The sequence below is a fragment of the Ruegeria sp. BHSB196 genome (genome assembly GCF_059613135.1).
Genome location: NZ_JBXWRY010000016.1, coordinates 24,829 through 47,577 on the forward strand (window position 1 = coordinate 24,829; position 22,749 = coordinate 47,577).

General features: G+C 62.6%; 19 protein-coding genes and 2 tRNA genes. 5 read left to right on the plus strand and 16 right to left on the minus strand.

Annotated elements, in window-relative coordinates; translation table 11 throughout:
- Positions 1-73: 73 nt before the first annotated feature.
- A complete protein-coding gene (locus AC2FNJ_RS09905) occupies positions 74-2,266 on the minus strand; it encodes a transglycosylase domain-containing protein (RefSeq protein WP_496764068.1) in 2,193 nt (730 codons plus the stop codon).
- Between the two features lie 255 nt (positions 2,267-2,521).
- Between AC2FNJ_RS09905 and AC2FNJ_RS09910 the strand changes: the two genes are divergently transcribed.
- The 3 genes from AC2FNJ_RS09910 (at position 2,522) to AC2FNJ_RS09920 (ending at position 4,698) form a co-directional block, all read left to right on the plus strand.
- The gene (locus tag AC2FNJ_RS09910) at positions 2,522-2,860 is read left to right on the plus strand and encodes a P-II family nitrogen regulator (protein WP_496764069.1); all 339 of its coding nucleotides are present in this window, start codon (positions 2,522-2,524) and stop codon (positions 2,858-2,860) included.
- A 32-nt stretch (positions 2,861-2,892) separates the two neighbouring features.
- Positions 2,893-4,221: an ammonium transporter gene (locus AC2FNJ_RS09915; protein ID WP_496764070.1), complete on the plus strand. Its 1,329-nt coding sequence runs from the start codon at positions 2,893-2,895 to the stop codon at positions 4,219-4,221.
- Between the two features lie 108 nt (positions 4,222-4,329).
- Entirely contained in the window at positions 4,330-4,698 is a 369-nt protein-coding gene (locus tag AC2FNJ_RS09920) for a hypothetical protein (RefSeq protein WP_496764071.1), read from the plus strand.
- A gap of 23 nt (positions 4,699-4,721) precedes the next feature.
- Here the strand turns inward: AC2FNJ_RS09920 and AC2FNJ_RS09925 are convergent, their stop codons facing one another.
- From AC2FNJ_RS09925 to AC2FNJ_RS09950, 6 genes are all read right to left on the minus strand, one after another.
- Positions 4,722-5,906 carry an amino acid aminotransferase gene (locus tag AC2FNJ_RS09925; protein WP_496764072.1) on the minus strand — a complete coding sequence of 395 codons (1,185 nt, stop codon included), beginning with the start codon at positions 5,904-5,906 and terminating at the stop codon, positions 4,722-4,724.
- Positions 5,906-6,760, minus strand: a complete 855-nt coding sequence (sseA, locus tag AC2FNJ_RS09930; RefSeq protein WP_496764073.1) for a 3-mercaptopyruvate sulfurtransferase — start codon at positions 6,758-6,760, stop codon at positions 5,906-5,908. The genes AC2FNJ_RS09925 and sseA overlap by 1 nt, the downstream gene beginning before the upstream one ends.
- A gap of 123 nt (positions 6,761-6,883) precedes the next feature.
- Positions 6,884-6,959: transfer RNA gene (locus AC2FNJ_RS09935), tRNA-Val, on the minus strand.
- Between the two features lie 73 nt (positions 6,960-7,032).
- Positions 7,033-8,286, minus strand: a complete 1,254-nt coding sequence (locus tag AC2FNJ_RS09940; protein WP_496764074.1) for an aminotransferase class V-fold PLP-dependent enzyme — start codon at positions 8,284-8,286, stop codon at positions 7,033-7,035.
- Between the two features lie 124 nt (positions 8,287-8,410).
- Positions 8,411-9,634 carry a 4Fe-4S double cluster binding domain-containing protein gene (locus AC2FNJ_RS09945; protein WP_496764075.1) on the minus strand — a complete coding sequence of 408 codons (1,224 nt, stop codon included), beginning with the start codon at positions 9,632-9,634 and terminating at the stop codon, positions 8,411-8,413.
- A gap of 99 nt (positions 9,635-9,733) precedes the next feature.
- Positions 9,734-9,810, minus strand: a tRNA-Arg gene (locus AC2FNJ_RS09950).
- A 113-nt stretch (positions 9,811-9,923) separates the two neighbouring features.
- On the opposite strand from AC2FNJ_RS09950, the gene AC2FNJ_RS09955 reads away from it, so the two are divergent.
- Entirely contained in the window at positions 9,924-10,949 is a 1,026-nt protein-coding gene (locus tag AC2FNJ_RS09955; RefSeq protein WP_496764076.1) for a LacI family DNA-binding transcriptional regulator, read from the plus strand.
- A 4-nt stretch (positions 10,950-10,953) separates the two neighbouring features.
- A complete protein-coding gene (locus AC2FNJ_RS09960) occupies positions 10,954-12,168 on the plus strand; it encodes a winged helix-turn-helix domain-containing protein (RefSeq protein ID WP_496764121.1) in 1,215 nt (404 codons plus the stop codon).
- 13 nt (positions 12,169-12,181) lie between these two features.
- On the opposite strand, the gene AC2FNJ_RS09965 is transcribed toward AC2FNJ_RS09960, so the two are convergent.
- The 9 genes from AC2FNJ_RS09965 to AC2FNJ_RS10005 form a co-directional block, all read right to left on the minus strand.
- Entirely contained in the window at positions 12,182-13,099 is a 918-nt protein-coding gene (locus AC2FNJ_RS09965) for a helix-turn-helix transcriptional regulator (RefSeq protein ID WP_496764077.1), read from the minus strand.
- A gap of 95 nt (positions 13,100-13,194) precedes the next feature.
- Positions 13,195-14,379, minus strand: coding sequence for a benzoyl-CoA 2,3-epoxidase subunit BoxA (boxA, locus tag AC2FNJ_RS09970; RefSeq protein ID WP_496764078.1), 1,185 nt, complete (start codon positions 14,377-14,379; stop codon positions 13,195-13,197).
- Positions 14,376-14,552 carry a hypothetical protein gene (locus AC2FNJ_RS09975; protein ID WP_496764079.1) on the minus strand — a complete coding sequence of 59 codons (177 nt, stop codon included), beginning with the start codon at positions 14,550-14,552 and terminating at the stop codon, positions 14,376-14,378. Before AC2FNJ_RS09975 ends, boxA begins: the two co-directional genes overlap by 4 nt.
- A 118-nt stretch (positions 14,553-14,670) precedes the next feature.
- On the minus strand, positions 14,671-16,122 hold the full coding sequence (boxB, locus tag AC2FNJ_RS09980) for a benzoyl-CoA 2,3-epoxidase subunit BoxB (protein ID WP_496764080.1): 1,452 nt from the start codon (positions 16,120-16,122) through the stop codon (positions 14,671-14,673).
- A gap of 29 nt (positions 16,123-16,151) precedes the next feature.
- On the minus strand, positions 16,152-17,813 hold the full coding sequence (boxC, locus tag AC2FNJ_RS09985; protein ID WP_496764081.1) for a 2,3-epoxybenzoyl-CoA dihydrolase: 1,662 nt from the start codon (positions 17,811-17,813) through the stop codon (positions 16,152-16,154).
- 141 nt (positions 17,814-17,954) lie between these two features.
- Positions 17,955-18,272 carry a DUF309 domain-containing protein gene (locus tag AC2FNJ_RS09990; protein ID WP_496764082.1) on the minus strand — a complete coding sequence of 106 codons (318 nt, stop codon included), beginning with the start codon at positions 18,270-18,272 and terminating at the stop codon, positions 17,955-17,957.
- A gap of 140 nt (positions 18,273-18,412) precedes the next feature.
- Positions 18,413-19,231, minus strand: a complete 819-nt coding sequence (locus tag AC2FNJ_RS09995; RefSeq protein ID WP_496764083.1) for an alpha/beta fold hydrolase — start codon at positions 19,229-19,231, stop codon at positions 18,413-18,415.
- Entirely contained in the window at positions 19,231-20,760 is a 1,530-nt protein-coding gene (locus AC2FNJ_RS10000; RefSeq protein ID WP_496764084.1) for a benzoate-CoA ligase family protein, read from the minus strand. The genes AC2FNJ_RS09995 and AC2FNJ_RS10000 overlap by 1 nt, the downstream gene beginning before the upstream one ends.
- Before the next feature lie 147 nt (positions 20,761-20,907).
- On the minus strand, positions 20,908-22,695 hold the full coding sequence (locus tag AC2FNJ_RS10005) for a feruloyl-CoA synthase (RefSeq protein WP_496764085.1): 1,788 nt from the start codon (positions 22,693-22,695) through the stop codon (positions 20,908-20,910).
- Positions 22,696-22,749 lie beyond the last annotated feature (54 nt).

The window sequence follows — 22,749 nt, forward strand, 5'->3', positions numbered from 1 at the left end:
CTAACGGCTCAGCCGTTCAGGTCGCCGGACAAGGTGTGACCTGCGCCTGCGGTTGCCGCGGTCCGCGGTCGGTTCAATTCCGGCTGAAGAGGTCGCGGAACAGCTTGTCCACCGCCGCCCCGATTCCGGTGTTCGGTTTTCTCTGTCGCTTCGGCTGCTCGGTGCGTGTAGGTTGAGGCGGCGCCATCATCGGCAAGGGTGTGGGTGTCATGCCCTCGGTCACGCGCAGCATCGTTTCGTGCCAGATTTCGGCGGGCAAACCGCCGCCCGTCACCCCTGAAAGCGGCGTGTTGTCGTCATATCCCATCCAGACGCCGGTCACGTAATCCGCCGTGAACCCGATGAACCAGGCATCGCGCGCCGCCTGCGTGGTGCCGGTCTTGCCGGCCACCTGCCAGCCCGGAAGTGCGGCCCTGCCGCCCGACCCTTCGGACACGACTTTTTCCATCATCCAGATCAATTGCCGCGCCGCGTCCTCGCGGATCACCCTTTCTCCGACTCCGCTGGTCGTCGTCATCACCGGCTGCTCGTCACCCATGAGCTTGAGTTCCGTCAGCCCGTAGGGCTCGACCGACGACCCCCCGTTCAGGATGCCGGCATAGGCGCCGGTCATTTCGATCAGCGTGCTTTCCGATGCGCCCAAAGCCAGGGCCGGCCCGGCCGCCAGATCGCTTTCGATCCCGAATTCACTGGCAACCTGCCGGACGTTCTCAAGCCCCGCCACTTCGGCGACCTTGACCGCGGGCACGTTCAGCGAGTTCTTCAGCGCGTCGGCGAGCGTCACGCGGCCATAGTGCTTGTTGGTGTAGTTCTTGGGGCACCAACGGCCCGATCCGGGAATATCGATGCAATAGGGTTCGTCCACCACGATATCCAGCGGCGAGTATCCGAGCTCGAGCGCCGCAGCATAGACGAAAGGCTTGAACGATGACCCGGTCTGACGCAGCGCTTGTGTCGCACGGTTGAACGCGCCGGACACCTTGGTCTTGCGTCCGCCGACCATCGCGCGCACGGCCCCGTCCGCGGACATGACCACGATCGCCGCCTGCGCCTCGGACCCTTCCTTGACCTTTTCCTGAAAGATGAACTTCAGTGCCTCTTCCGCCGAAGTCTGGATGCGCTGATCCAGCGTCGTCCGGATGACCACGTCTTCGGTCGTGTTGCGGGTGAAGTATTCCGGCCCGCTGGCCATGACCCAATCCGCGAAATACCCCCCGGCGCGGGCCGCGGCGGCCTCGGAGAGTTCGGCCGGATTGTCGCGCGCCCAGTCCGCTTCGGTCCCGTTCAGGTACCCCTGATCCTCCATGAGCCCGACGATCAGCCGCGCCCGGTCCTGGGATCGTTTCAGGTTGTTGGTCGGCGCATAGCGTGTCGGAGCCACCAGCAGACCGGCCAACATCGCCGCCTCGGCCGGGCTGACTTCGGCAGCCGAGATACCGAAGTACCGCTGGCTTGCCGCTTCGAAGCCACGCGCGCCGGCGCCCAGAAACGCCCGGTTCAGATAGATGGTAAGGATCTCGTCCTTGGAATACTTGGCCTCCATCGCCATGGCATAGATCGCTTCCTTGACCTTGCGCCAGAGCGAGCCTTGCCGGCAATCGGCCTCATATGCGGCTTCGGACTCCCATGCGCCGGGATCGTAGGGAACGCCCAGGCAGAGAAGTTTGGCGGTCTGCTGGGTGATCGTCGAGCCGCCATGCCCGGACAAAGGCCCGCGCCCTTCGCTCAGGTTGATGCGTACCGCGCTGGCGATGCCACGCGGGCTGATCCCGAAATGGCGATAGAAGCGCTTGTCCTCGGTCGCGATGACCGCATTCTTCAGATGTGGTGATACGGTATCGGCGGTGATGACCCCGCCGAACTGGTCGCCGCGCCAGGCAAACACCTTGCCGTCCCGATCCAGCAGCGTGACCGAGCCGCGTGCGCGCCCGTCGAGCAAGGTATTGGCTTCGGGCAAGGTCGTGTAGACATAGCCGACCGCCACCGCGATCAGCAGAACCACGATCATTCCGACGCGCCAGGTGAAGCCCCAGATCAGGCGAAAGACCCAGCCGAAAAAGCGTCTGAAGAAACCCAGAATGCCGCCCGAACCGCGGGATGTTCGGCGCGCGGTTCGTCGCGCCGCCTTTCTGGGTGCGCCTTTTTTCGTGCCCGCCTTTTTGACCAAGGATTTCCGCCCCGCCTTTGACGACGCCCTTCCCTTTCCCGCAGACGGGTATCGCTTGTCCGCCACCAAGGGTGGTCTGCGGCGTTTGGATTCAGTCATTCGTCGACTCTGCCCGATCTGTTCTTTCGCGAGACCATACCCTGCCCGAGCGCCCATGTTGAGGTGTGAATTTGGCATCGCACCGCTCTCAAATCTGCCTGTTTTTTCGCCAAAATTGGATTTCTGCCCAAACATTGTGCAACTTGGTGGCGTTTTGACGCAGCAACCGCGGCTTCCCCGTTCCGTTTCAGCCGATTGACGGTTTTTCTGCAGGTGCAAAATGCCGGGTGGGCCGGCACAGTGAAGGGGAACGACGTGAAACTGATCATAGCGACAATCAAGCCGTTCAAGCTCGAAGAGGTGCGCGAGGCGCTCACCCAGGCGGGCGTGCGCGGCATGATGGTGACCGAGATCAAGGGCTTCGGCTCGCAGTCCGGACACACCGAAATCTACCGCGGCGCGGAATATGCCGTGAATTTCGTGCCCAAGGTCAAGCTCGAGATCGTGGTGCCGGCCACCATGGTCGATCAGATCATCGAAACCATCTCGTCCACCGCCAAGACCGGCAAGATCGGCGATGGCAAGATCTTTGTCCTCGATGTCGAGCAGGCTCTGCGCGTGCGGACCGGGGAAACCAACGAGGACGCGCTTTGAGCGCCTCACTCACAATCATTCGAGGACTGACAATGAACCTGATGAAATCTGTTATCCCTGCTGCCGCGATTGTCGCGCTGCCGCAGATGGGCCTTGCGCAAGAGGCCGCCGCCACAGGCGAAACCGCGCAGCACACGCAATACATCCTGACCTCGCTGCTGTTCCTGGTCGGCGGTTTCCTGGTGTTCTGGATGGCCGCGGGCTTTGCCATGCTCGAGGCCGGACTCGTGCGCTCCAAGAACGTCGCCATGCAGCTGATCAAGAACATGGGCCTGTTTTCCTTTGCCGCCATCATGTATTGGCTGGTCGGCTTCAACCTGATGTATCCGGGTGATGGCTGGACAATCACCGGTTTCCTGGGTGCGTTTTCGCCCACGGCGCTTGAGCCGGTCGGCCTGGATGGTGTCGAAACCGATCTGTCCTATGCATCCGTCGGCTCGGACTTCTTCTTCCAGCTGATGTTCTGTGCCACCACCGCGTCGATCGTTTCGGGCACCGTGGCCGAACGCATCAAGCTGTGGCCCTTCTTCATCTTCGTGATCGTCCTGACCGGCGTCATCTACCCGATCGAAGCCTCGTGGCAGTGGGGCGGTGGCTGGCTGTCCGAGATGGGCTTCAGCGATTTCGCCGGATCGACGCTGGTGCACGCCGCAGGTGGATTCGCGGCACTGGCCGGCGCCATCGTGCTGGGCCCGCGTATCGGCAAGTACAACAAGGATGGCAAGGTCGTTCCGATCCCCGGCTCGAACCTGGCGCTTGCCACTCTCGGCACGTTCATCCTGTGGCTGGGCTGGTTCGGCTTCAACGGCGGTTCGCAGCTGGCGATGGGCACCATCGGGGACATCGCCGACATCAGCCGTATCTTCGCCAACACCAACATGGCTGCGGCCGCCGGAGCCGTTGCCGCGCTGATCCTGACGCAGGTCTTGTTCGGCAAGGTGGACCTGACCATGGTCCTGAACGGCGCGCTGGCCGGTCTGGTTTCGATCACCGCCGAACCTCTGGCCCCGTCGCTGTTCCAGTCGCTCATCATCGGGGGCATCGGGGGCGTGATCGTCGTGTTCGCGGTACCGATGCTTGACCGGATGCGGATCGACGACGTCGTCGGCGCGATCCCGGTTCACCTGATCGCCGGCTTCTGGGGCACCTTCATCGTGGCCTGGACCAATGGCGACGCGTCCTTCGTGACACAGATCATCGGCTTCGCGGCCATCGGGATCTTCGTCTTCGTGGTCAGCTTCATCCTGTTCTCGATCCTCAAGGCCACCGTCGGCCTGCGGGTCGGCGAGGAAGAAGAGATCAACGGCCTCGACATGGGCGAGTTGGGCATGGAAGCCTATCCGGAGTTCTCGAAAGGCTGAGCCAACGCTCTGCAAACTGAAAACGCCCCGGCCAGTTCCGGGGCGTTTTGCATGAAACCGGGGTCGTGGCTAATATCCCTCGCAGGCCAAGCAAAGCGGAGGTGAGCCATGGCGAAAGCACCCGAGTCCCTCATCGGAACCAGCCTGGAGTGGACCGGCGTTCACCATTCCGGCACGGGCGATTTCAAGGATCTTTCGACCCATACCGTCAGCTATGAGACGGAAACAACCTGCTACGTCACATCAGGTGGAAAGCTCGTGGGTGAAGCCGGCTATACCTACGTGCGCCTCGACGACGAAATGGGCATCTGCATCTATCGCCCCAAGGAATATCAGGGCCGCACGGATGTCGTCCTGAATGCGATGTTCGACTTCAAGAACATGAAGGACCGCGCAGTTCTGACGGCCGGAGGCGCGCCATTTGCGGTTGCCGATGGCGACATGCGCTATGTGGACACGCCGCCGCGCCCGGGGTGATCCGAGCGCGGCGCGACGCCCGGTTACACGCCCACGTCCACGATCGCCTGTGCCAGGATCGGCACAGTCGCCGCGTTCAGCCCGGCAATGTTCATGCGGCTGTCACCGACCATGTAGATGCCGTGGTCAACCCGCAGCTTCTCGACCAGTTCCGGCGCGGCACCGAGACGCGAGAACATGCCGCGGTGCTGGGCCAGGAATCCGAACCGGTCGGATCCGCTCAGCCGCTGCAACTCGTCCGCCAGTTGCTTGCGCAGTCCCAACATCGACAGACGCACTTCTTCCAGTTCGGCCGCCCAGTCGGCGCGCAGCGCCTCGTCCATCAGGATCGTCGTAACCACCCGTGCGCCGTGATCGGGCGGGAAGGAATAGTTCTGGCGATTGAGGAACGCCAGCGTGCCCTGGTTCAGCGCGGTCTGACCGGCATCGGCGCTGACTGCCATCAGAAGGCCCGTGCGCTCACGGTAGACGCCGAAATTCTTGGAACAGGACGCGGCGATCAGGCATTCCTTGACCGAGGCCGCGACAAGGCGGGTCGCCTGCGCATCCTCCTCCAGACCGTCGCCAAATCCCTGATAGGCGATGTCGATCATCGCGACGAGACCCTGATCGTTGATCAGGTTTACCACCTCCTGCCACTGCACCATGTTCAGGTTGGCTCCGGTCGGATTGTGGCAGCATCCGTGCAACAAGACCACATCGCCCGCCTTGGCGGTCTGCAGATCCGCGATCATGCCGTCAAAATCGACGCCTCGGGTTTCGTCGTCGAAGTACCGGTAGGCAACGGTTTCGATGCCGAGATAGTTCAGGATCGACAAATGGTTCGGCCAGGTCGGGTTCGACACGAAGACGCGCGCATCGGGATTGGCCATTCGGATCATCTCGAACGCCTGGCGACAGGCGCCGGTACCGCCCGGTGTGGCCACCGCCGCCACGTTTTCGCGCGGCACGGCATTGCGGAGAATGAGGCCGATCATGACGTCGGCATAGGCCGGATCGCCGGCCAGCCCGGTATAGGCTTTGGTCTGTTGCTCTTCCCAGATCCGCTGTTCGGCGGCCTTGACCGCGCGCATGACCGGAGTAACGCCCTGTGCGTTCTTGTAGACACCCACACCCAGATCGATCTTCTGATCCCGCGGATCGTCGCGGAACATCTGCATCAGCATCAGGATCTTGTCGGCAGGCTGCGGCTTGAGATTCTCGAACATCACGTCTCTCCGGTTGCGACGGGCAGAGTCGGAAACGCACCCCATTCCGCCCAGGATCCGTCATACAGCGAATGATCTTTCTTGCCCATGCGTTCCAGCGCAAGGCTGAGGATGGCTGCGGTCACGCCGGATCCGCAGGTGGTGATCACGGGCATGGACAGATCGACGCCCGCCGTCTCGAACACGGCGCGGCACGCCTCGGGCGACTTCATCGTCCCGTCCTTGTTCAAAAGGGTGCCATACGGCACGTTGCGCGAGCCGGGGATATGACCTGCCCGCAAGCCTTCGCGCGGTTCGGGCTCGGTTCCGGCAAACCGTCCGGCGGATCGGGCATCCACGATCTCGTGATCGCGCAGCTTGGCAGCGGCGGACACCTGCGTGACATCGCGCACCAGATGATTCTGAACACGCACCGTCATGTGACGGTCGCGGATGACCGGCGGCAGATCCTCAACCGGTCGATCCTCGGCCTGCCATTTGGGCAAGCCGCCATCCAGGACGGCGATGTTGTCCTGTCCCATCAGGCGGAACAGCCACCAGACGCGCGCGGCGGATTGCAGGCCGGCACCGTCATACACCACGACCTGATGACCGTCGCCAACCCCCATGGCGCGCAGGCGCGACATGAATTTCTCGACCGGCGGCGCCATGTGCGGCAGGTCGGACCGGTGATCCGAAATCTCGTCGATATCGAAGAACCGCGCGCCGGGAATATGTGCGGCCTCGTATTCGGCCCTTGCATCTCTCCCCTGCTGCGGCAGGTACCAGGAACCGTCCAGAATCCGCAGGTCGGGATCCTTGAGATGGGCGGCCAGCCATTCGGTGGAAACGAGAGTTTTGGGATCGTCCTGCATCAAAGCCTCCCCTGAGCGCGCAGGGTTTTCCCTATACGCGTGAGCCTTTGGGTTCAAGGCGGTGCGGCATTTGACCCTTGGGGCAAGACGGCCAGGCCGCTGCCGGCAACACGTCGCAAAGCCTGGTGGGTGATGAGAGACTCGAACTCCCGACATCTTCGGTGTAAACGAAGCGCTCTACCAACTGAGCTAATCACCCCTGCGGGGGATGTAGCCAAGCCTGATCGCGCGCGCAAGAGGCGCCGGTCAAAATCTGCGCCCGGCGGCGGACGCTAGTCCGCGATGCCCTTGAGAGCGGCCAGCAGTTGGGCCACCTCGTGTTCAGTGTTGTAGTGGCAGAGCGATATCCGAATGCAGTCGCTCAGGCCCAGCGGTTCCAGAACATTGCCGCTGTAGTGATCTGCCTTGCGGGTATGCGTGCGAATGCCCTGCGCGTTCAGGCGCGTCACGACTTCGGCCGAGGGCACGCCATCGACCACGACCGAAACCAGCCCCTCGCGCGCCGGATTGTCCGCGCCTGCAAGGATCCTGACGTGATCCATGTCCCGCAGCCCGGGCAGGTTGCCGGTGCCGTCGATCATCGCCCGGGTCAGGTGGGTCTCGTAGGCGTGGATCGCGCGGCCCGCGGCCTCGATGCGCGCACGGCGTCCGGTTTCGTCGGAGACTTCTCCGCCCAGCCAGTCGAAATAGGCCACCACGTCGGACATCGTGGCATAGGAGCCGGTGTCGCGCGTACCGAATTCCCAGCCCGTGGCCGGCGCGTCGATCAGCATGTCATGAGGCAGCGCCGTCAGCCGGTCAGAGATCCAGGCAACCCCGTACCCGTGGCGCGAAAACACCTTGTAGGGCGAGATCGCGTAACCATCGACGCCATAGCTGTCCAGGTCAATCCGGCCATGCGCGGCGTGCTGAATCCCGTCCACGATGATCAGGCAATCCGGCGCTACCTCGCGGATCGCGGCGGCAATGCCGGCCACGTCCATCCCCATTCCCGTCACCGGGGAGGCATGCAGGATCGTCGCCACAGACACGTCCGGCGTCAGGTACATTCTGTAATCCTCGGCGGTGACCAGGCCGGTATCGTCGTCGTGGGGCACATTGACATAGTCCAGTTCCGCAATCTCCGCCCAGCGGCGCGCGGCGCTTCGGCTGGCCGGGTGCTCAATGGAACTGCCGATCACCTTGCTGCCCGCGGGCGCATTGACGCAAGCGGTGCGGATCATTCGGAACAACAGCTCAGTCCCGCTTTCACCAACAAAGAACTGCCCGGATGAAGCGTTCATGAACGTGGCCAGATCCGCCTTGGACTTGTCGATGATATCGACCAGCGCATGGCTCGCCGCATTGTCCCGCCCCTGATTGTCCGGGATCGCGGCGAATTTGGCCGAAGTTTCGACCACCGCGTTCAACGTCAACGCGCCGCCCGCGTTCTCAAAGAAGATCCGCGGGCCTTGAAACGGGCAGGAGTCCACATGCGCGAACCGTGCGCGGACGGCGTCGATCAGACCCGGTTTTTGATGCAGCATTTTCCGTAGTTCCATTTGCTGAGGTGGCGGCTTGGCCCTGACATTCACCCGGCGCGGCGGCGACACTCAATGTTGTTTGCGACACGGGATTGCACCGTCGCGCCAATAACGGCGCCCTGAACCGTCAGGCGCCACCGGCCGATCGCCACCAGTCCCTTGGCTTGAGCCTTTTTGCCCGATTCCCTCGCTTGTCCAGCCAGAGCGCCAGTTTCCGGAACCGGGACAGAGCCAATCCGAGCCACCAGCGGTGGCGGGGCTTGCTGAAGTCACGGTTGAACGGACAAACCCGCATGCAGATGGCGCAGTCCGATTGCAGCTTTGCCCAGTACCCGAAACACGCCCGGGCGTCCGAGGTCCATTTCCGCACGCCTTGAATCGCCGAAATGTCATCCGGATCGCTCGTCGTTTTCGGTCCATAGGGCAGAGCCTTGACCGGACAGGCATCGGCGCATTGGGTGCAGATGTCGCAAAACGCCTGTATCCCAAGCGGCCGCGGCGCATCGTGAGACAGCGGCAGGTCGGTGAAGATCTTGGAGAACCTGAGGCGCGGGCCGAATTCCGGCGTGATCACCATCTGATTTCTGGCATATTCCCCCAACCCGGCCTTGATCGCATAGGGAATTACCAGCCCGGTGTCGTTCATCGACGCGACGGCCTCGTAGCCCAGATTGCGGATATAGGCGGCCAACTGGATCACGATGGCCGCTTCGTGGGAATATTCCCGCCCGGTCGCGGCCCCCGCCAGGGCCGAGGGGTAGGTGGCGACCAGATCCTTATCCATCTGATGACCCAGGACAATGACGCTGGTAAGGCCGTCGGGCAGTCGGTTCTCGGCCTCGGAGAAATCACGCACATCCACCCGCGCCGAGTAGAGCCATCGTTCGTCCATGTCGGTGATACCGACCAGATCGGCCCCGAAAAACCGGGCGATCCGCTTGATCTCGGAGCTCATCCTGTCGGGAGCGTTGATGTCGGCCTTGGTTTCGGCAACCGGCGTGTCATAGGCGATCGGCGCCTGGAAGCCTTCGCGCCGGCCGTCGGCGGCACTCCGGTTGCTGACGATGTCCGAGATCAGCCAACTCGCATTGCGCAGCGCAAAGTCCTTTTGCCGGAACCCGTCGCCTTTTCGATATGCCGCCTTCATCCGGTAGCTGGCAAAGAACCCGTCCGTGCGCACGCTGCGCACCGTGTCGTCCCAGAAGGCGCGGGTGAACATGTCGTTGATCTGCGAAAACGGCTGGAAGGAGTCGGTGGTTTCGATACCCGCCAAGGCATCGCTTTCACCGTACCGATCTCGCCATTGCCGCCGTTTCTCGTCGCTGATCCCGGTATTGGATGGCCAAGACACGCTGCGCCGCCTTTCGCTGTTTTGTCATGTGGCACTCAAGCACTCTTGGGACGAGGAGCGCAAGGAAGGAGCCGACGAACTTGATCCTGCCGAGACAAATGGCGACCCCGGCAGGATTCGAACCTGCAACCTGCCCCTTAGGAGGGGGCTGCTCTATCCAGTTGAGCCACGGGGCCGCGCCGCCTTTCTCTAGCCGCCTTTTGCCACCTTGTCATCGCCTTTGACAACAGTTGAACCAATCCCCGTGTTCGCGCTAGCATCCGGCGAAACAATCAGCGCAGGTATTCCGGTGACTACAGAAACAAAACGCCCACTCACCCTTCGCGATGTCTCAGAGGCTTCAGGTGTATCGGAAATGACGGTCAGCCGGGTGCTGCGCAATCGCGGGGACGTGTCGGACGCCACGCGCAGCCGCGTTCTGGCCGCCGCCAAAGAGCTGGGCTACGTCCCCAACAAGATCGCCGGGGCTCTGGCGTCGAACCGGGTGAACCTGGTGGCGGTAATCATCCCTTCGCTGTCGAACATGGTGTTCCCCGAGGTTCTGACCGGCGTCAACCAGGTTCTGGAAGGCACCGAATTGCAGCCGGTCGTGGGCGTCACCGACTATCTGCCGGAAAAGGAAGAGAAGGTGCTGTACGAGATGCTCTCGTGGCGCCCCTCCGGCGTCATCATCGCGGGGCTAGAGCATACCGACGCGGCGCGGGCCATGCTGGATTCCGCCGGGATCCCGGTGGTCGAGATCATGGATACCGACGGCAAGCCGGTCGATGCGATGGTAGGCATTTCGCATCGCCGCGCCGGGCGCGAGATGGCGCAGGCGATCCTGAAAGCGGGTTATCGCCATATCGGTTTCATGGGCACCAAGATGCCGTTGGACCATCGGGCGCGGAAACGGTTCGAGGGCTTCACCGAAGTTCTGGGCAAGAACGGGGTCGAGATCGAGGACCGCGAGTTCTATTCCGGCGGATCGGCGCTGGCCAAGGGGCGCGAAATGACACAGGCCATGCTGGAACGCTCACCCGAGCTGGATTTTCTCTATTACTCCAATGACATGATCGGAGCCGGCGGCCTGCTTTACCTGCTGGATCAGGGTATCGACATTCCCGGCCAGATCGGTCTGGCCGGGTTTAACAACGTGGAATTGCTGCAAGGGTTGCCGCGCAAGCTGGCCACGATGGATGCCTGCCGTCTTGAGATCGGCCGCAAGGCGGCCGAGATCATCGCCGCGAAACTGGAAAACCCGGATGCCGAGATCGAAACGCGCGTCACGCTGACCCCCAAGATCAGCTATGGGGATACGCTCAAGCGGCGCTGATCCGATGGCGCTCCAACGGCTCGACAACCGCACCGCGCGGAGGCTCTTCCTAGACCGGCACGCATTGCTCGAGCAGCCTGCCGGCCCTGCCAAGGGAACCGACTTGCTGGATCTGATCCAACGCCTCGGTTTCGTTCAACTCGACAGCATCAACACGGTCGCCCGGGCGCATGACATGATCCTGTACGCACGCCGGCCGTCCTACAGAACCGACAATCTCAAGCGGCTCTACGAACGTGACCGGGCGTTGTTCGAACACTGGACGCATGATGCCGCCGTCATCCCGATGGAGTTCTATCGCCATTGGCATCTCAGGTTCCAACGCGATGCCGAACTGCTGAAGGCGCGGTGGAAGAACTGGCGGCGCGACGGGTTCGAAAAGCGGTTCGAAACGGTCCTGCAGCATGTTCGCGATCACGGCCCGGTCAGTTCGTCGGATGTCGGCAAGGACGAAAGAAAGGGCTCCGGCGGCTGGTGGGACTGGCATCCGTCCAAGACCGCGCTGGAATACCTCTGGCGCTCCGGCGCCTTGACGGTCATCGGGCGCGACGGATTTCAGAAACGCTATGACCTGACCGAACGCGTGATCGAGACGCATCTTTGCCCGGGCAAGGCGCCCTGCGACCGCGGCGCGACCGTGGACTGGCTGTGCAACGCGGCGTTGGACCGGCTGGGCTTTGCAACTTCCGGCGAGTTGGCGGCCTTTTGGGATACGGTCACGGTGGACGAAGCCAAGAGCTGGTGCGATCAGGCGCTGGCTGGCGGCCGGATCGAGGCCATCGAAATCGACTGCGCCGACGGTCGGGCGCGCAAGGTCTTTGCCCGGCCCAATATTGGCGAGGCCGCCGCGCGCCTGGACGCCGCGCCGGGCCGGATGCGGGTGCTCAGCCCGTTCGATCCCGCCCTGCGCGACCGCAACCGGGCCGAGCGGCTGTTCGGGTTTCATTACCGGATCGAGGTGTTTGTTCCGGAAGCCAAGCGAACCTATGGCTACTACGTCTTTCCGTTGTTGGAGGGCGAGCGGCTGATCGGCCGAATCGACATGAAAGCGCATCGGGATTGCGGCGAACTGCGCATCCGCGCGCTCTGGCCCGAACGACGGGTGAAATGGTCGGCGGGCCGGGCGCAGCGGTTGGAAGCCGAGCTGGAGCGTGTGCGCCGCTTTGCCGGGATGGACCGCGTGGTTTTTTCCGATGGCTGGCTGCGCGATCCAATGTAACCCGCACCTGACCTCAGTTGAGGAATCCCCGTTCGAGAACCAGCGTCATGAGCTGTGAAAGCGAGGTTTCGACAGTCTGGCCCGACGTGTCCAGTTGCGCCTGCGCCTTGGCATAGAGCGCCTCGCGGCTGGTCAGGATCGACTTGAGCTGTTCCATCGCTTCGGGATTGCCTGCCATCGGGCGTTCATCGCCCTGCGCGCGCACCCGCTCCATGTGTTCGACCGGCGACGCCCGCAGCCAGACCGTGTGAAAATGGCTAAGCAGGGTGTTGTAGGTCTCGGGCTCGGCCACGATACCGCCCGCCACGGCCAGAACCATCGTGTCATGGGTCGCGATGATCCGATCGACCGCCTGTGCCTCGAGCTTGCGATAACCCTCTTGCCCATACAACGCCATGACTTCGCTCACGGGCATACCGGCCTGTTCCTCGATCCTCTCGTTCAGTTCGACGAACGGCACGTCCAGTTCCGCCCCCAGCAGCGCACCCAAGGTTGATTTGCCCGCGCCGCGCAGTCCGACCAGGCAGATCCGGTTGGCCCGCAACACCTCGGCGGGTTCCGGATTGAGCGTGCGCAGAACGCTCTGCTGCACGTCCGCGCTGGCCGTCCGGAACAGATCGGCCACCCGCAACGCCTCCGAGGTCCAGGGGTCGTCCTCACCGACGAACCATTCGATCCGGTGATCCAGGGCGACAGCCACCCGCTGCAGAAGTCCGATCGAGATGTTCCCCTCGCCCGCTTCGAGTTGCGCCAGATATCTGGGCGATACGCCCGAGACTTCCGACAGCACCCGCCGCGGGATACCGTGCCTTTCGCGCGCCTTGCGGACACGTTCGCCGACCCGGGCAATCAGCGACGAAACGGACTCCTCGATCAGATCGGCACCGCTCTGCGATCTGCTTTCGCCCCGGAAGTTGGTGATTTCCGTCATACTGCCCGCATGCATTATGTGAAATAATGCACAAATTACGACGGCAGGGCTCTGCGGGCAATCAAAATTGCCGCCTGAGCGTGCCCTTTGGCGTTTCAGTAGGTTTCGACGTGGTAACGTCCCGCGTCACGCATCCTGTCGCGCAGGTCGGCCCAATCCAGCCCGACGCCGCGGGCGATGTCGTTCAGGGCCTCTTCCACCCCTTGTTCCATCGCCTTGAGACCGCAGATGTAGATGTGGCCATTCGGGTTCTTGAGTACCGCAGCGACCTGTTCCGCCTTTTCCCGCAGCTTGTCCTGGACATAGTGCTTGGGCTCGCCCTCCTGCCTTGAAAAGGCAAAGTGTTTCGCCATGAAGCCTTCCGGCACTTTCTTGAGAGGGCCGAAATACGGCAGTTCCTGCGGGCGACGGGCGCCGAACACCAAGGTGAGCGACCCTTTGAGCTTGGGGTATTCACGTTGCCGCCGCATCGTGAAGGCCCGGAACGGGGCCGAGCCGGTGCCGGTACAGATCATCAGAAGATGCGCATTCGGATCGGACGGCAGCAGGAAGGTCGCGCCGAACGGCCCCGTGACCTTGACGGTATCGCCTGGTTTCAGATCGCAGACATAGTTCGAACAGACGCCCTTTTCTTCGCGCTTCACGGTGAGCGAAAGGTTGTTGAAGTTCGGGCGCTCGCCGTCGCGGGGGCTCGAAACGGAATAGAGGCGCGGCAGAAAAGGCTCCCCGTTCTCATCCGTTCCGGGCGGGATGATGCCGATGCTCTGCCCTTCCAAGACCGGAAACGGCAGAGACCCGAAATCCAGGATGATATGGCGCACATCGCTGTCGCTGTCCTCGGCTGTGAGGCGGAAATTGCCCGTGACCTTGGCCTCGGCCGGCTTGCCAAGACCATACATGTTGATGGTCGGCTTCGACGCCGTGTCCGGTGCCCGCGCCTTGCCGCCGGCGCCCTTGTGCGCTTCGGCCAGCAGGGCGGCGATGGAGTCGTCCAGCGCCTCCAGACCGCTGTCATCGCCGGCGATGTCCTCCTGCTCGGGCAGTTCCATCCAGCCGTACTGGTCGTCCAGCGAGTAAGGCTCGTTGACGACCCGCCAGTTGTCGATGGATCCGGTCGGACAGACAGGAATGCAATCCATGCAGAAATTGCACTTGGATGCATCCACCACCACATTCATGTCGTCATGCTCGATGGCCTGCTCGGGGCAGGTCATTTCGCAGGTGTAGCAACGGATACAGATTTCTGGGTCGATGAGGTGCTGCTTGAGCGGCTGGTTCATGAACTCTCGCGTTTCTTGGACAGGATCACGTCAGGCAGAACCAGCGTGTCGATCAGTGCCTCGCAAAGACCGACACAGTTGGAACAGCCGACACAGGGGCCTTGCAGCGCGGATACCTGACCGGCAAGGGCTTCGAGTTTCGGTGTCTCTGCCTTTGAGCGGTTGATCTGCATTGCGGGTCTCCCCAATCTGAACAAGCCGGGTCCAAAAAACAGGACAAAAGGTGAGTCCGTCAATCCGGTTATCGTCACGAATTATTACCGTTTGCGGCGCCCGGCCCGGATTTGCGTGCTATGCCATGTGCAGTTTCACGTATTCGAAATCGCCCGGTTTGTTGTCGATGCCCACCTTGGGCGGGGCGATCCAGCGGGCGTATTGACCCGGTTCGTAGCAAGGTTTCATCAGAGACTGTATGAAATCGCCGTCGGCATGGGTCGGCAGCCATTCCGGCAAGCCCTTGTCGTATTCCGCACCACTGACAAGCTTGCCGGACGGATCGAACAGCTTGTCGGCAAAGACCCCGATCTTGCGGTTGAACGCTTCATGCGGCAGCTTGAGTTCGAACTCCACCTCGCATTTCTCGATGATCTTGTTCCACCGTCCGACGCCGCCCGCGGCGTCCTTGGTATAGTCGTCGCGCAGGCGCATGTTGATCGCGGTCAGCGCCGGAACCTCCTTTTGGACGGCCTTGCCGTCATCCAGATCCCAGACGGTGTAGGTGTCGCCCTGCAACCGATGATCGTCGGTCAGCCGGTTCTCCATGTACCGGCCCTTGATGCCGGCGTTGAAGGCATTGGCGGCATTGGTCGAGACTTCCTGACCGAACAGGTCCAGCGACAGCGTGTAATGCAGGTTCAGTTTCTTCTGGATCGTCGGCAGGTCGATCACGCCCAGGTCGCGGATCCGGCCCACGTCATACGGATCGTCGATGCCGTTTTCCTTCATCACCTCGCAGGTGCGCTGAACGATGCGGCCGACGCCGGTTTCGCCGACGAACATATGATGCGCTTCCTCGGTCAGCATGAAGCGACAGGTGCGGCTGAGCGGGTCGAAGCCGGACTGCGCCAGCGATTCCAACTGCATCTTGCCGTCCCGGTCGGTGAAATAGGTGAACATGAAGAAAGAGAGCCAATCCGGCGTTTCCTCGTTGAACGCACCCAGCATCCGCGGAGCCTCTTCCGACCCCGATTGGCGGCGCAGCAGGTCGTCGGCTTCTTCCCGCCCGTCGCGGCCGAAATACTTGTGCAGAAGATAGACCATGGCCCACAGGTGCCGGCCCTCTTCGACGTTCACCTGAAACAGGTTGCGCATGTCGTAAAGCGAGGGGGCGGTCAGGGCCAGCAACCGCTGCTGTTCGACCGAAGCCGGTTCGGTGTCGCCTTGAATGACGATCAGGCGTTTCAGCATGTTCCGGTATTCGCCCGGCACCTCCTGCCAGGCCGGTTCGCCCTTGTGCTCTCCGCAGGGAATGACCCTGTCCTCGACTTGCGGAGCCAGCAGGACGCCCCAGCGGTATTCCGGCATCTTCACATAGTCGAACTTGGCCCATCCCTTGGGATCGACGCTGACGGCGGTGCGCAGATAGACGAGCGACTCCTGGAAATCCCGCGGAATCAGGTCGTTCCACCAGTTGATGTAACCGGGGTGCCATTTTTCCAGCGCCTTGAGCACCTTCTTGTCCTGGCTCAGCCCCACGTTGTTCGGGATTTGGGTGTCGTAACTCACATTGATCAGATCAAGCATCTCTTTCCTCCGCTAGAGGCCCAGGCCCCTTACACACGTTCCATGTCGTATTCGCCGCGTAGCCCGGTGCCGTATCGCTGCAAGGCCCCTTCGGGTCCGACCGCGTTGGGGCGCTGGAAGATCCAGTTCTGCCAGGCGGTCAGGCGCCCGAAGATGCGGGTCTCCATGGTTTCCGGCCCGGCAAAGCGCAGATTGGCCTCCATTCCGGTCATCGCATCGGGCGAGAAGCTGGCGCGTTCTTCCAGGAACACGCGCACCTCGTCCTCCCAGTCGATATCGTCGAGCGCATAGGTCACAAGGCCCAGTTCCTCGGCCTCGGCGGCCTCCAGCGGCTCGCCGATATGGGCCTTCAGGGTCTCAACGGCCTCAGGTTCCCCCCAAAACCGGGTGGCCAGGCGCGACAGGTCGTTGCCCATCGGATAGGTGCCGAAGTTGCTGGCGCTCAGCGTGACGGTGGCCAGCGGGCGATTGTCGCCTTCGAATTCTTCGAGCATCATGTAGGAGCGGTCCACGGCCCAGAGCAGCTCGGCCAGAACACCGGCGAAACAAGAGCCGTGTTCGACGATCGCCACAAGGCTGCGCGAGGTCATGTCGATCCGTTTCAAGACCCTTTTCCAGTATTTCAGGATTTCGTTCGCCAGCCAGTTTTCGGAATTGTCCAGCAGCAGGGCTTCATGCGCCAGAACACGGGCCGGATCGCCTTGGGTCTGGAATGCGATCAACCCCAATTCCCGTTCGTTCAGGCGCAGATGCAGAATCGCGTCGTCCAGCTCCCGCGCCGCGCGCAGCATCCAGCCGTCCGCGCCCAGAGCCTGCAAGGCGTCGGTATCGGCCGGCGCATCCTCCTCGGGGCCTTTCACCGTGATCGCCGCCCGGCCGGCCGCGCGGTCCACCGACACTTCGACAGTGGAATACGTGACCGAGCCATCTTCGCCGAAACTGCGGTTCAGGGGCGTCAGCTCTATTCCCTTCAGTCCCGAAGGTTTTCGGGACGCCGCAGCGAATTCGCGGGCGCGTTCTTGCACGATCTCGTCGAATCTGGAGTTCGGAACGACCTCATCGACCAGCCGCCAGTCCACGGCGCGCTGACCGCGCACACCTTCCTCGACCGAACAGAAGACATCTGCCAGATCACGTCGCACCTTGCGCTTGTCGGTGACGCGGGTCAGCCCGCCGGTGCCGGGGAGCACCGCAAGCAAGGGCACCTCGGGCAAGGCGACCGACGACGTGCTGTCATTGGTCAGCATGATGTAGTTGCAGGCCAGCGCCAGCTCATAACCGCCCCCTGCGCAGGATCCCTTGACGGAAGCGATGTATTTCTGCCCCGAGTCCTCCTCGGCCGCCTCGTATGTGTTGCGTGTTTCATTGGTGAACTTGCAGAAATTCACCTTGTGCGCATGGCTCGCGCCGCCCAGCATCCGGATATTTGCGCCCGCGCAGAACACCCTGTCCTTGCCTGACTGCATCACCACGACTTTCACTTCGGGGTGCTCGAACCGCATCCGCTGCACGATATCCGCAAGCTCGATATCCACGCCCAGATCGTAGGAATTCAGCTTCAGCTCATAGCCTGGAAACAGCCCGCCCTGTTCATCCACATCCATGATCAGATTGGCGATCTCACCATCATATTCGACGCGCCAATGGCGGTATTTCGAGGGATCGGTCTGAAAGTCGATGCGCTGGGTCATTCCGGGCTCCTCAAACGTTCAGCAGACTGTACTTTAGTGCGAATTACATGTTCTGGCAATGCCATTTTGGCATAATAATGCATATTTCTATCGTTGTAATTCATGAGGTTGCCAGAAACTGACCAGAATCTCCAAAGAATTTCATGTCGTGCTAGCATTATATTGCACATCCCTCAACTCCAAGAATGCCCTCTCCAATCGGGCACGCGCGGGCGCGACCTCGCGGCCGAGGACCGTGGACTGATCGCGGCAGGCGTCAAAGGCTTCGCGCGCCGCCACGCACAATCGCAGCGCCGCCTTGGGGCGTCCCATGCGGATCTTGAGGCAGGCATTCGCAAGTTGGATACATCCCTGAGCGAAGGTCCGTTCGATCGAATTCGGAGGCAGGTTCATCCAGACCGGTTCCCAAACCTCGTGCGCCTCCCAGAAGAACCCCCGCTCGAACAGGGTCCAACCCATGCGCCAGGCCGCGGAGTTTGCGATCTCATCAACGCTCATGCCGGGCGAGACAGAGGCACAAACCGACGCGAAAGCCTCCTCGGGCGGCCGGGCGGTGCGACCCGGAACATAGGCGATTATGGGAAGGCCGCGGTCCACGATCAGGCCGGAACGCCCTGCGCGGCCTCGATCCGCATCAGGCGGGCGCAGTAGTCGGAAACCGCGTCCAGGGTCGCGTCGCGCACTTCCTGATGCGGAGCATGGCGGCAGTCCAGGATCGCCGTGTCAACCGGACAATAGGCGCGGGTCACGATCTCGTCGATCTGTGCCAGCGTTCCGTATTGGTCATCGCGCCCCTGAATGGCAAGGATCGGCACACGGATGTAGTCGATGACTTCGGCCACGTTCCATTTGCGGAACTCGGGCGTCAGCCACACGTCGCTCCACCCGCGAAACGCGCCGTCCGGGTCGCGATGGTACTTTGCCATCCGATCCTTCAGGTCGGTCGTTCCGTACGCCTCGCGCGCCCGGCCGATTTCGGCCAGCCCCATCTCTTCGGTGAAGAAATGCGGTGCCGCAAGGATCAGACCGCGCACACGGTGATCCGCAACGCTGCCGGCATAGATCGCCGCGATGGTCGCCCCGTCGGAATGCCCGAACAGGATGCATCGACCGACTCCGGCCTGGTCCAGCACATGCGGCAACACATCCAGAGCCTCACGCGTCATGAAGTCGGTCGGACGCGGCAACGCGACCGGGTCCGATTGGCCATAACCCTGCCGCGAATAGGCCAGAACACCCAGCCCGGTGCGCTGCGACAGAAGTTCGGGGAAATCGCGCCACCGGGCCACGCATCCCAGCCCCTCGTGCAGCAGCACGATGGTCGGAGCCTCTGACGGCGGCGGTCCGAAACAGGCGTATTCCAGAGAAATTCCGTTGGCGTTCATGGGCCGTTCCGGCGTTCGGGACCATTCCAACATCACGCCTCCTCCCTCAGCTTGAAGCGCTGGATCTTGCCGGTGGCGGTCTTGGGCAGATCTTCGACAAAGTCGATCCAGCGGGGGTACTTCCAGCGACCGACCTTCTGCTTGACGAATTGCTTCAATTCGTCCGGCAACCCGTCGGTGGCGGGCTGTTTCAGAACGATATAGGCCTTGGGCTTTTCCAGGCCATCGCCGTCGCGCGCCGCGACCACCGCGGCTTCGAGCACCGCCGGGTGCGAGATCAGCGCCTGTTCGACCTCGAAGGGCGACACCCAGATTCCCGAGACCTTGAACATGTCGTCGGTGCGCCCGCAATAGACATAGCGCCCTTCCGGAGTCAGTTCGTACTTGTCGCCGGTTCGGGTCCATTCGCCCTCGAAGGTGGCGCGGCTCTTGTCTCGTTTGTTCCAGTACCCATCCGCCGCAGAGGCACCGCGCACCAGCAGTTCGCCCAGCCCGCCGACGCCCACATCCGTGCCATTCTCATCGACCAACCGCACTTCATAGCCCGGCACGGGCCGGCCGGACGTGCCGTATTGGACATCCCCCGGCGCGTTCGACAGAAAGATGTGCAGCATCTCGGTCGATCCCACACCATCCAGGATGTCCACGCCCCAAAGGCGCTGCCAGGCGCGTCCGATGTCCTCGGGCAGGGCTTCACCGGCCGAGATGCAGCGGCGGAGCGTCACATCCGGCACACCCTGCTGCTCGAGCTGCGCCACCGTGGCGGCATAGAGGGTCGGCACGCCGCAAAACACCGTCGGTTTTTCGGCGGCGATGATGTCGATCGTGCTGTCGGGGGTCGGCCGACCGTTGAACAGAACGGTTTCGGCACCCACGGACATGGGAAACGTCATGGCGTTTCCCAGGCCATAGGCAAAGAACAGCTTTGCGGCCGAGAACACCACATCGTCAGGTTCGATCTGCAAGACCTGCGCGCCATAGGTATCGGCGGTGGCCCGGAGGCTTCCGTGCACGTGACGCACGCCCTTGGGCTGGCCCGTCGAACCGGACGAGTACAGCCAGAAGGCCGTATCGTCGTCCGAGGCCGGCACCGGTTCGGCGGGAACGGCATCGGCCATGAAATCGTCGAAACTCTGCGTGCCGTCCGGCGCCGACCCGATAACGACGACCTTCGCCAGATGCGGTGAGGCCCGGGCGGCGTCGCGAACCACTGGCCAGAGTTCCTCGGACACGAACAGGCACGCCGCGCGGCTGTCGTTCAGGATCACGTCATAGACCGGCGTCGCCAGCAAGGTGTTGAGCGGAACAGGAATGACACCGGCTTTCAGGCAACCCCAGAAGATCTGCGGAAACTCGATCTGATCCAGAACCAGCATGGCGGCGCGCGCCTCGCGCGGTATGCCTGCCCGAGACAAGGCACCCGCAACGCGGGCCGATGCGTCGGCCAGCTCGGCATAGGTCATCCGGCGCTTTTGGCCTGCCGCCTCTCGAAAGGCGGGGCGATTGCCGTTTCCCTCCGCGACATGGCGATCCACGAAATACAGCGCGGCGTTTCCGCTCATCCGGTTCCCTCCCATGCATGGCAAAGGTGGCGCGCCTTGACAGCCGTTGACAGCAGTTTGCGCACACCCTCGCCCCTTGGGCGGCCATAATGCATCTTGCGTCGAATTTGGCAAGATAATGCATAAACATGGGCGCCGCCTTGCATCTTACTGCACAACCATCGTGGCCGGGTCGGCGTCATCGTACAGTCTTTCCAGCAGTTTGGCCCGCCGATCCAGCAGTTTCCTGAAATTGAGATTGCCCTTGGCCGTGATCTCGCCATCCGCCATCGACGGAGGTTTGGAGAGGATCAGCGCCCGCGTGATGCGGGCCGATGTGCCCTTGTCGCCGTTGACCTGCCTCAGGCGCTCCGCGATCGCCGCAGCCTGGCTTGCGGGCAGATAGGCGCCGTCCCGGTCCTCCAACCCTTCGGCCAGCGCTGCCGTCGGCAGAATCATCAGCCCGACCTGATCGCGGTACTCGCCCGTCACGACGACATCCGCGGCCAAGGGCGCCAGGGCCGCCAGCAACTCCAGCCGCATCGCTGCCGCCCGGACCCAGATACCCGAAGCCAGCTTGAAATCCTCGGACATACGCCCGTCGAACCGCAGGCCCCGGTTCATGTCGCCCGGATCGACCAGGGTCATCGCGTCGCCGCTGCAAAAGAACCCGTTGGCATCGAAGGCTTCGGCGGTCTTCTCGGGGTCTTCGTGGTAGCCGGCAAAGACGTTTGGCCCCTTGACGCGCACCTCGTACCGGTCGCCCACTTCCGGCACCAGTTTGACGGTGACGCCCGGCAAGGGAACACCCACGATCCCCGGAAGGTTTGCCGGGAAATGCTGGAAAATACAGGCCGGGGCGGTTTCGGTCATGCCCCAGCAGGTGGTGATCAGGGGCGGTTCGTCCCTGACCTCAAGCGCCATGTCGTTCAGATCCTGCCAGACATCCGGGGCGAGCGATGCGCCCGCGTAGAACAGCATGTCCAGATCCGAGAAAAAATTCCGGCGGAGGGTCTCGTCCTTCCGCATCTCGGTCCGCAACTGGGCAAATCCGATCGGCACGTTGTAGGCGATCGTGCCATTCATCAAGCGGTTGTTTTCGAACGTCTTGCCGATCAGCGCCGGCAGGGGCTTTCCCCCGTCGATGTAGAGCGACCCGCCAAAGGCCAGCATCTGGTTGAAGTTGTTCGAGCCGCCGAATACGTGGTTCCAGGGCAGCCAATCGACCAGACGCGGCGGTCGGTCCGACAGAAACGGCAGCGCCTGTTCATACTGCGCCTGGTTGGCGCACATCATGGCCTGCGTCGTCAGCACGCCCTTGGGGTGCGAGGTCGAGCCGGATGTCATCAGGATCTTGGCCACGGTGTCCGGCCCGACGCGGGCGGCAGCGGTCTCGATATCTGCGGTTTCCGACTGCAAGTCATGCAGCTTCGCGTGGCCAAGGCCGGCATTCCGGCTGACCACGATTTGCCGTCCCGCCATGTCGTCCATTGCAAGCGCCGATGCGAAGGCTTCGCCATCTTCGGCAAAGACCATCGCCGGGTCGATCAGCCCGATGATGTGGTGCAGCTGCTTCAGTGCCCCGGGGATCAGGGAATACTGCTCGGCCACCGGCACCGTCGGGATGCCGACATACTGCGCCGCCAGGCTCAGTACACCTTGGTCTATGCTGTTGCCGGAGAGGATGAGGACCGGTGTGGTCGTCCCGAGCCCGCGCGCCAGCAAGCCCGCCGCCAGGGCGCGCACCTGTTCCAGCGCATCGCCATATCGCAACACGCGCCAGCCGGGTCCGCTGCGTTCGGCCAGAAACACCGTCTCCGGACGTTCGGCGGCCCAGCGATGCAGCCAGTCGGCAGTCCTGGCGGCCGGTTTGGGCAGGGGATGAGCGGACCGCAGCAGGATCACACCATCGCCCGCATCCTCACGGATTACGTCATGCGCAACATAACCGCTCATCGTCGCCTCCCACGCGGCGGCACCCCGGACCGATCGGGGCGCAACAGATCAGAC

Excerpts from the sequence above, each read along its gene's own strand:
- AC2FNJ_RS09905 (WP_496764068.1), bottom strand. The coding sequence starts at position 2,266 with ATGACTGAATCCAAACGCCGCAGACCACCCTTGGTGGCGGACAAGCGA.
- AC2FNJ_RS09915 (WP_496764070.1), top strand. The coding sequence starts at position 2,893 with ATGAACCTGATGAAATCTGTTATCCCTGCTGCCGCGATTGTCGCGCTG.
- AC2FNJ_RS09920 (WP_496764071.1), top strand. The coding sequence starts at position 4,330 with ATGGCGAAAGCACCCGAGTCCCTCATCGGAACCAGCCTGGAGTGGACC.
- AC2FNJ_RS09925 (WP_496764072.1), bottom strand. The coding sequence starts at position 5,906 with ATGTTCGAGAATCTCAAGCCGCAGCCTGCCGACAAGATCCTGATGCTG.
- sseA (WP_496764073.1), bottom strand. The coding sequence starts at position 6,760 with ATGCAGGACGATCCCAAAACTCTCGTTTCCACCGAATGGCTGGCCGCC.
- AC2FNJ_RS09940 (WP_496764074.1), bottom strand. The coding sequence starts at position 8,286 with ATGCTGCATCAAAAACCGGGTCTGATCGACGCCGTCCGCGCACGGTTC.
- AC2FNJ_RS09960 (WP_496764121.1), top strand. The coding sequence starts at position 10,954 with ATGGCGCTCCAACGGCTCGACAACCGCACCGCGCGGAGGCTCTTCCTA.
- AC2FNJ_RS09965 (WP_496764077.1), bottom strand. The coding sequence starts at position 13,099 with ATGACGGAAATCACCAACTTCCGGGGCGAAAGCAGATCGCAGAGCGGT.
- boxA (WP_496764078.1), bottom strand. The coding sequence starts at position 14,379 with ATGAACCAGCCGCTCAAGCAGCACCTCATCGACCCAGAAATCTGTATC.
- AC2FNJ_RS09975 (WP_496764079.1), bottom strand. The coding sequence starts at position 14,552 with ATGCAGATCAACCGCTCAAAGGCAGAGACACCGAAACTCGAAGCCCTT.
- boxB (WP_496764080.1), bottom strand. The coding sequence starts at position 16,122 with ATGCTTGATCTGATCAATGTGAGTTACGACACCCAAATCCCGAACAAC.
- boxC (WP_496764081.1), bottom strand. The coding sequence starts at position 17,813 with ATGACCCAGCGCATCGACTTTCAGACCGATCCCTCGAAATACCGCCAT.
- AC2FNJ_RS09990 (WP_496764082.1), bottom strand. The coding sequence starts at position 18,272 with ATGGGTTGGACCCTGTTCGAGCGGGGGTTCTTCTGGGAGGCGCACGAG.
- AC2FNJ_RS09995 (WP_496764083.1), bottom strand. The coding sequence starts at position 19,231 with ATGTTGGAATGGTCCCGAACGCCGGAACGGCCCATGAACGCCAACGGA.
- AC2FNJ_RS10000 (WP_496764084.1), bottom strand. The coding sequence starts at position 20,760 with ATGAGCGGAAACGCCGCGCTGTATTTCGTGGATCGCCATGTCGCGGAG.
- AC2FNJ_RS10005 (WP_496764085.1), bottom strand. The coding sequence starts at position 22,695 with ATGAGCGGTTATGTTGCGCATGACGTAATCCGTGAGGATGCGGGCGAT.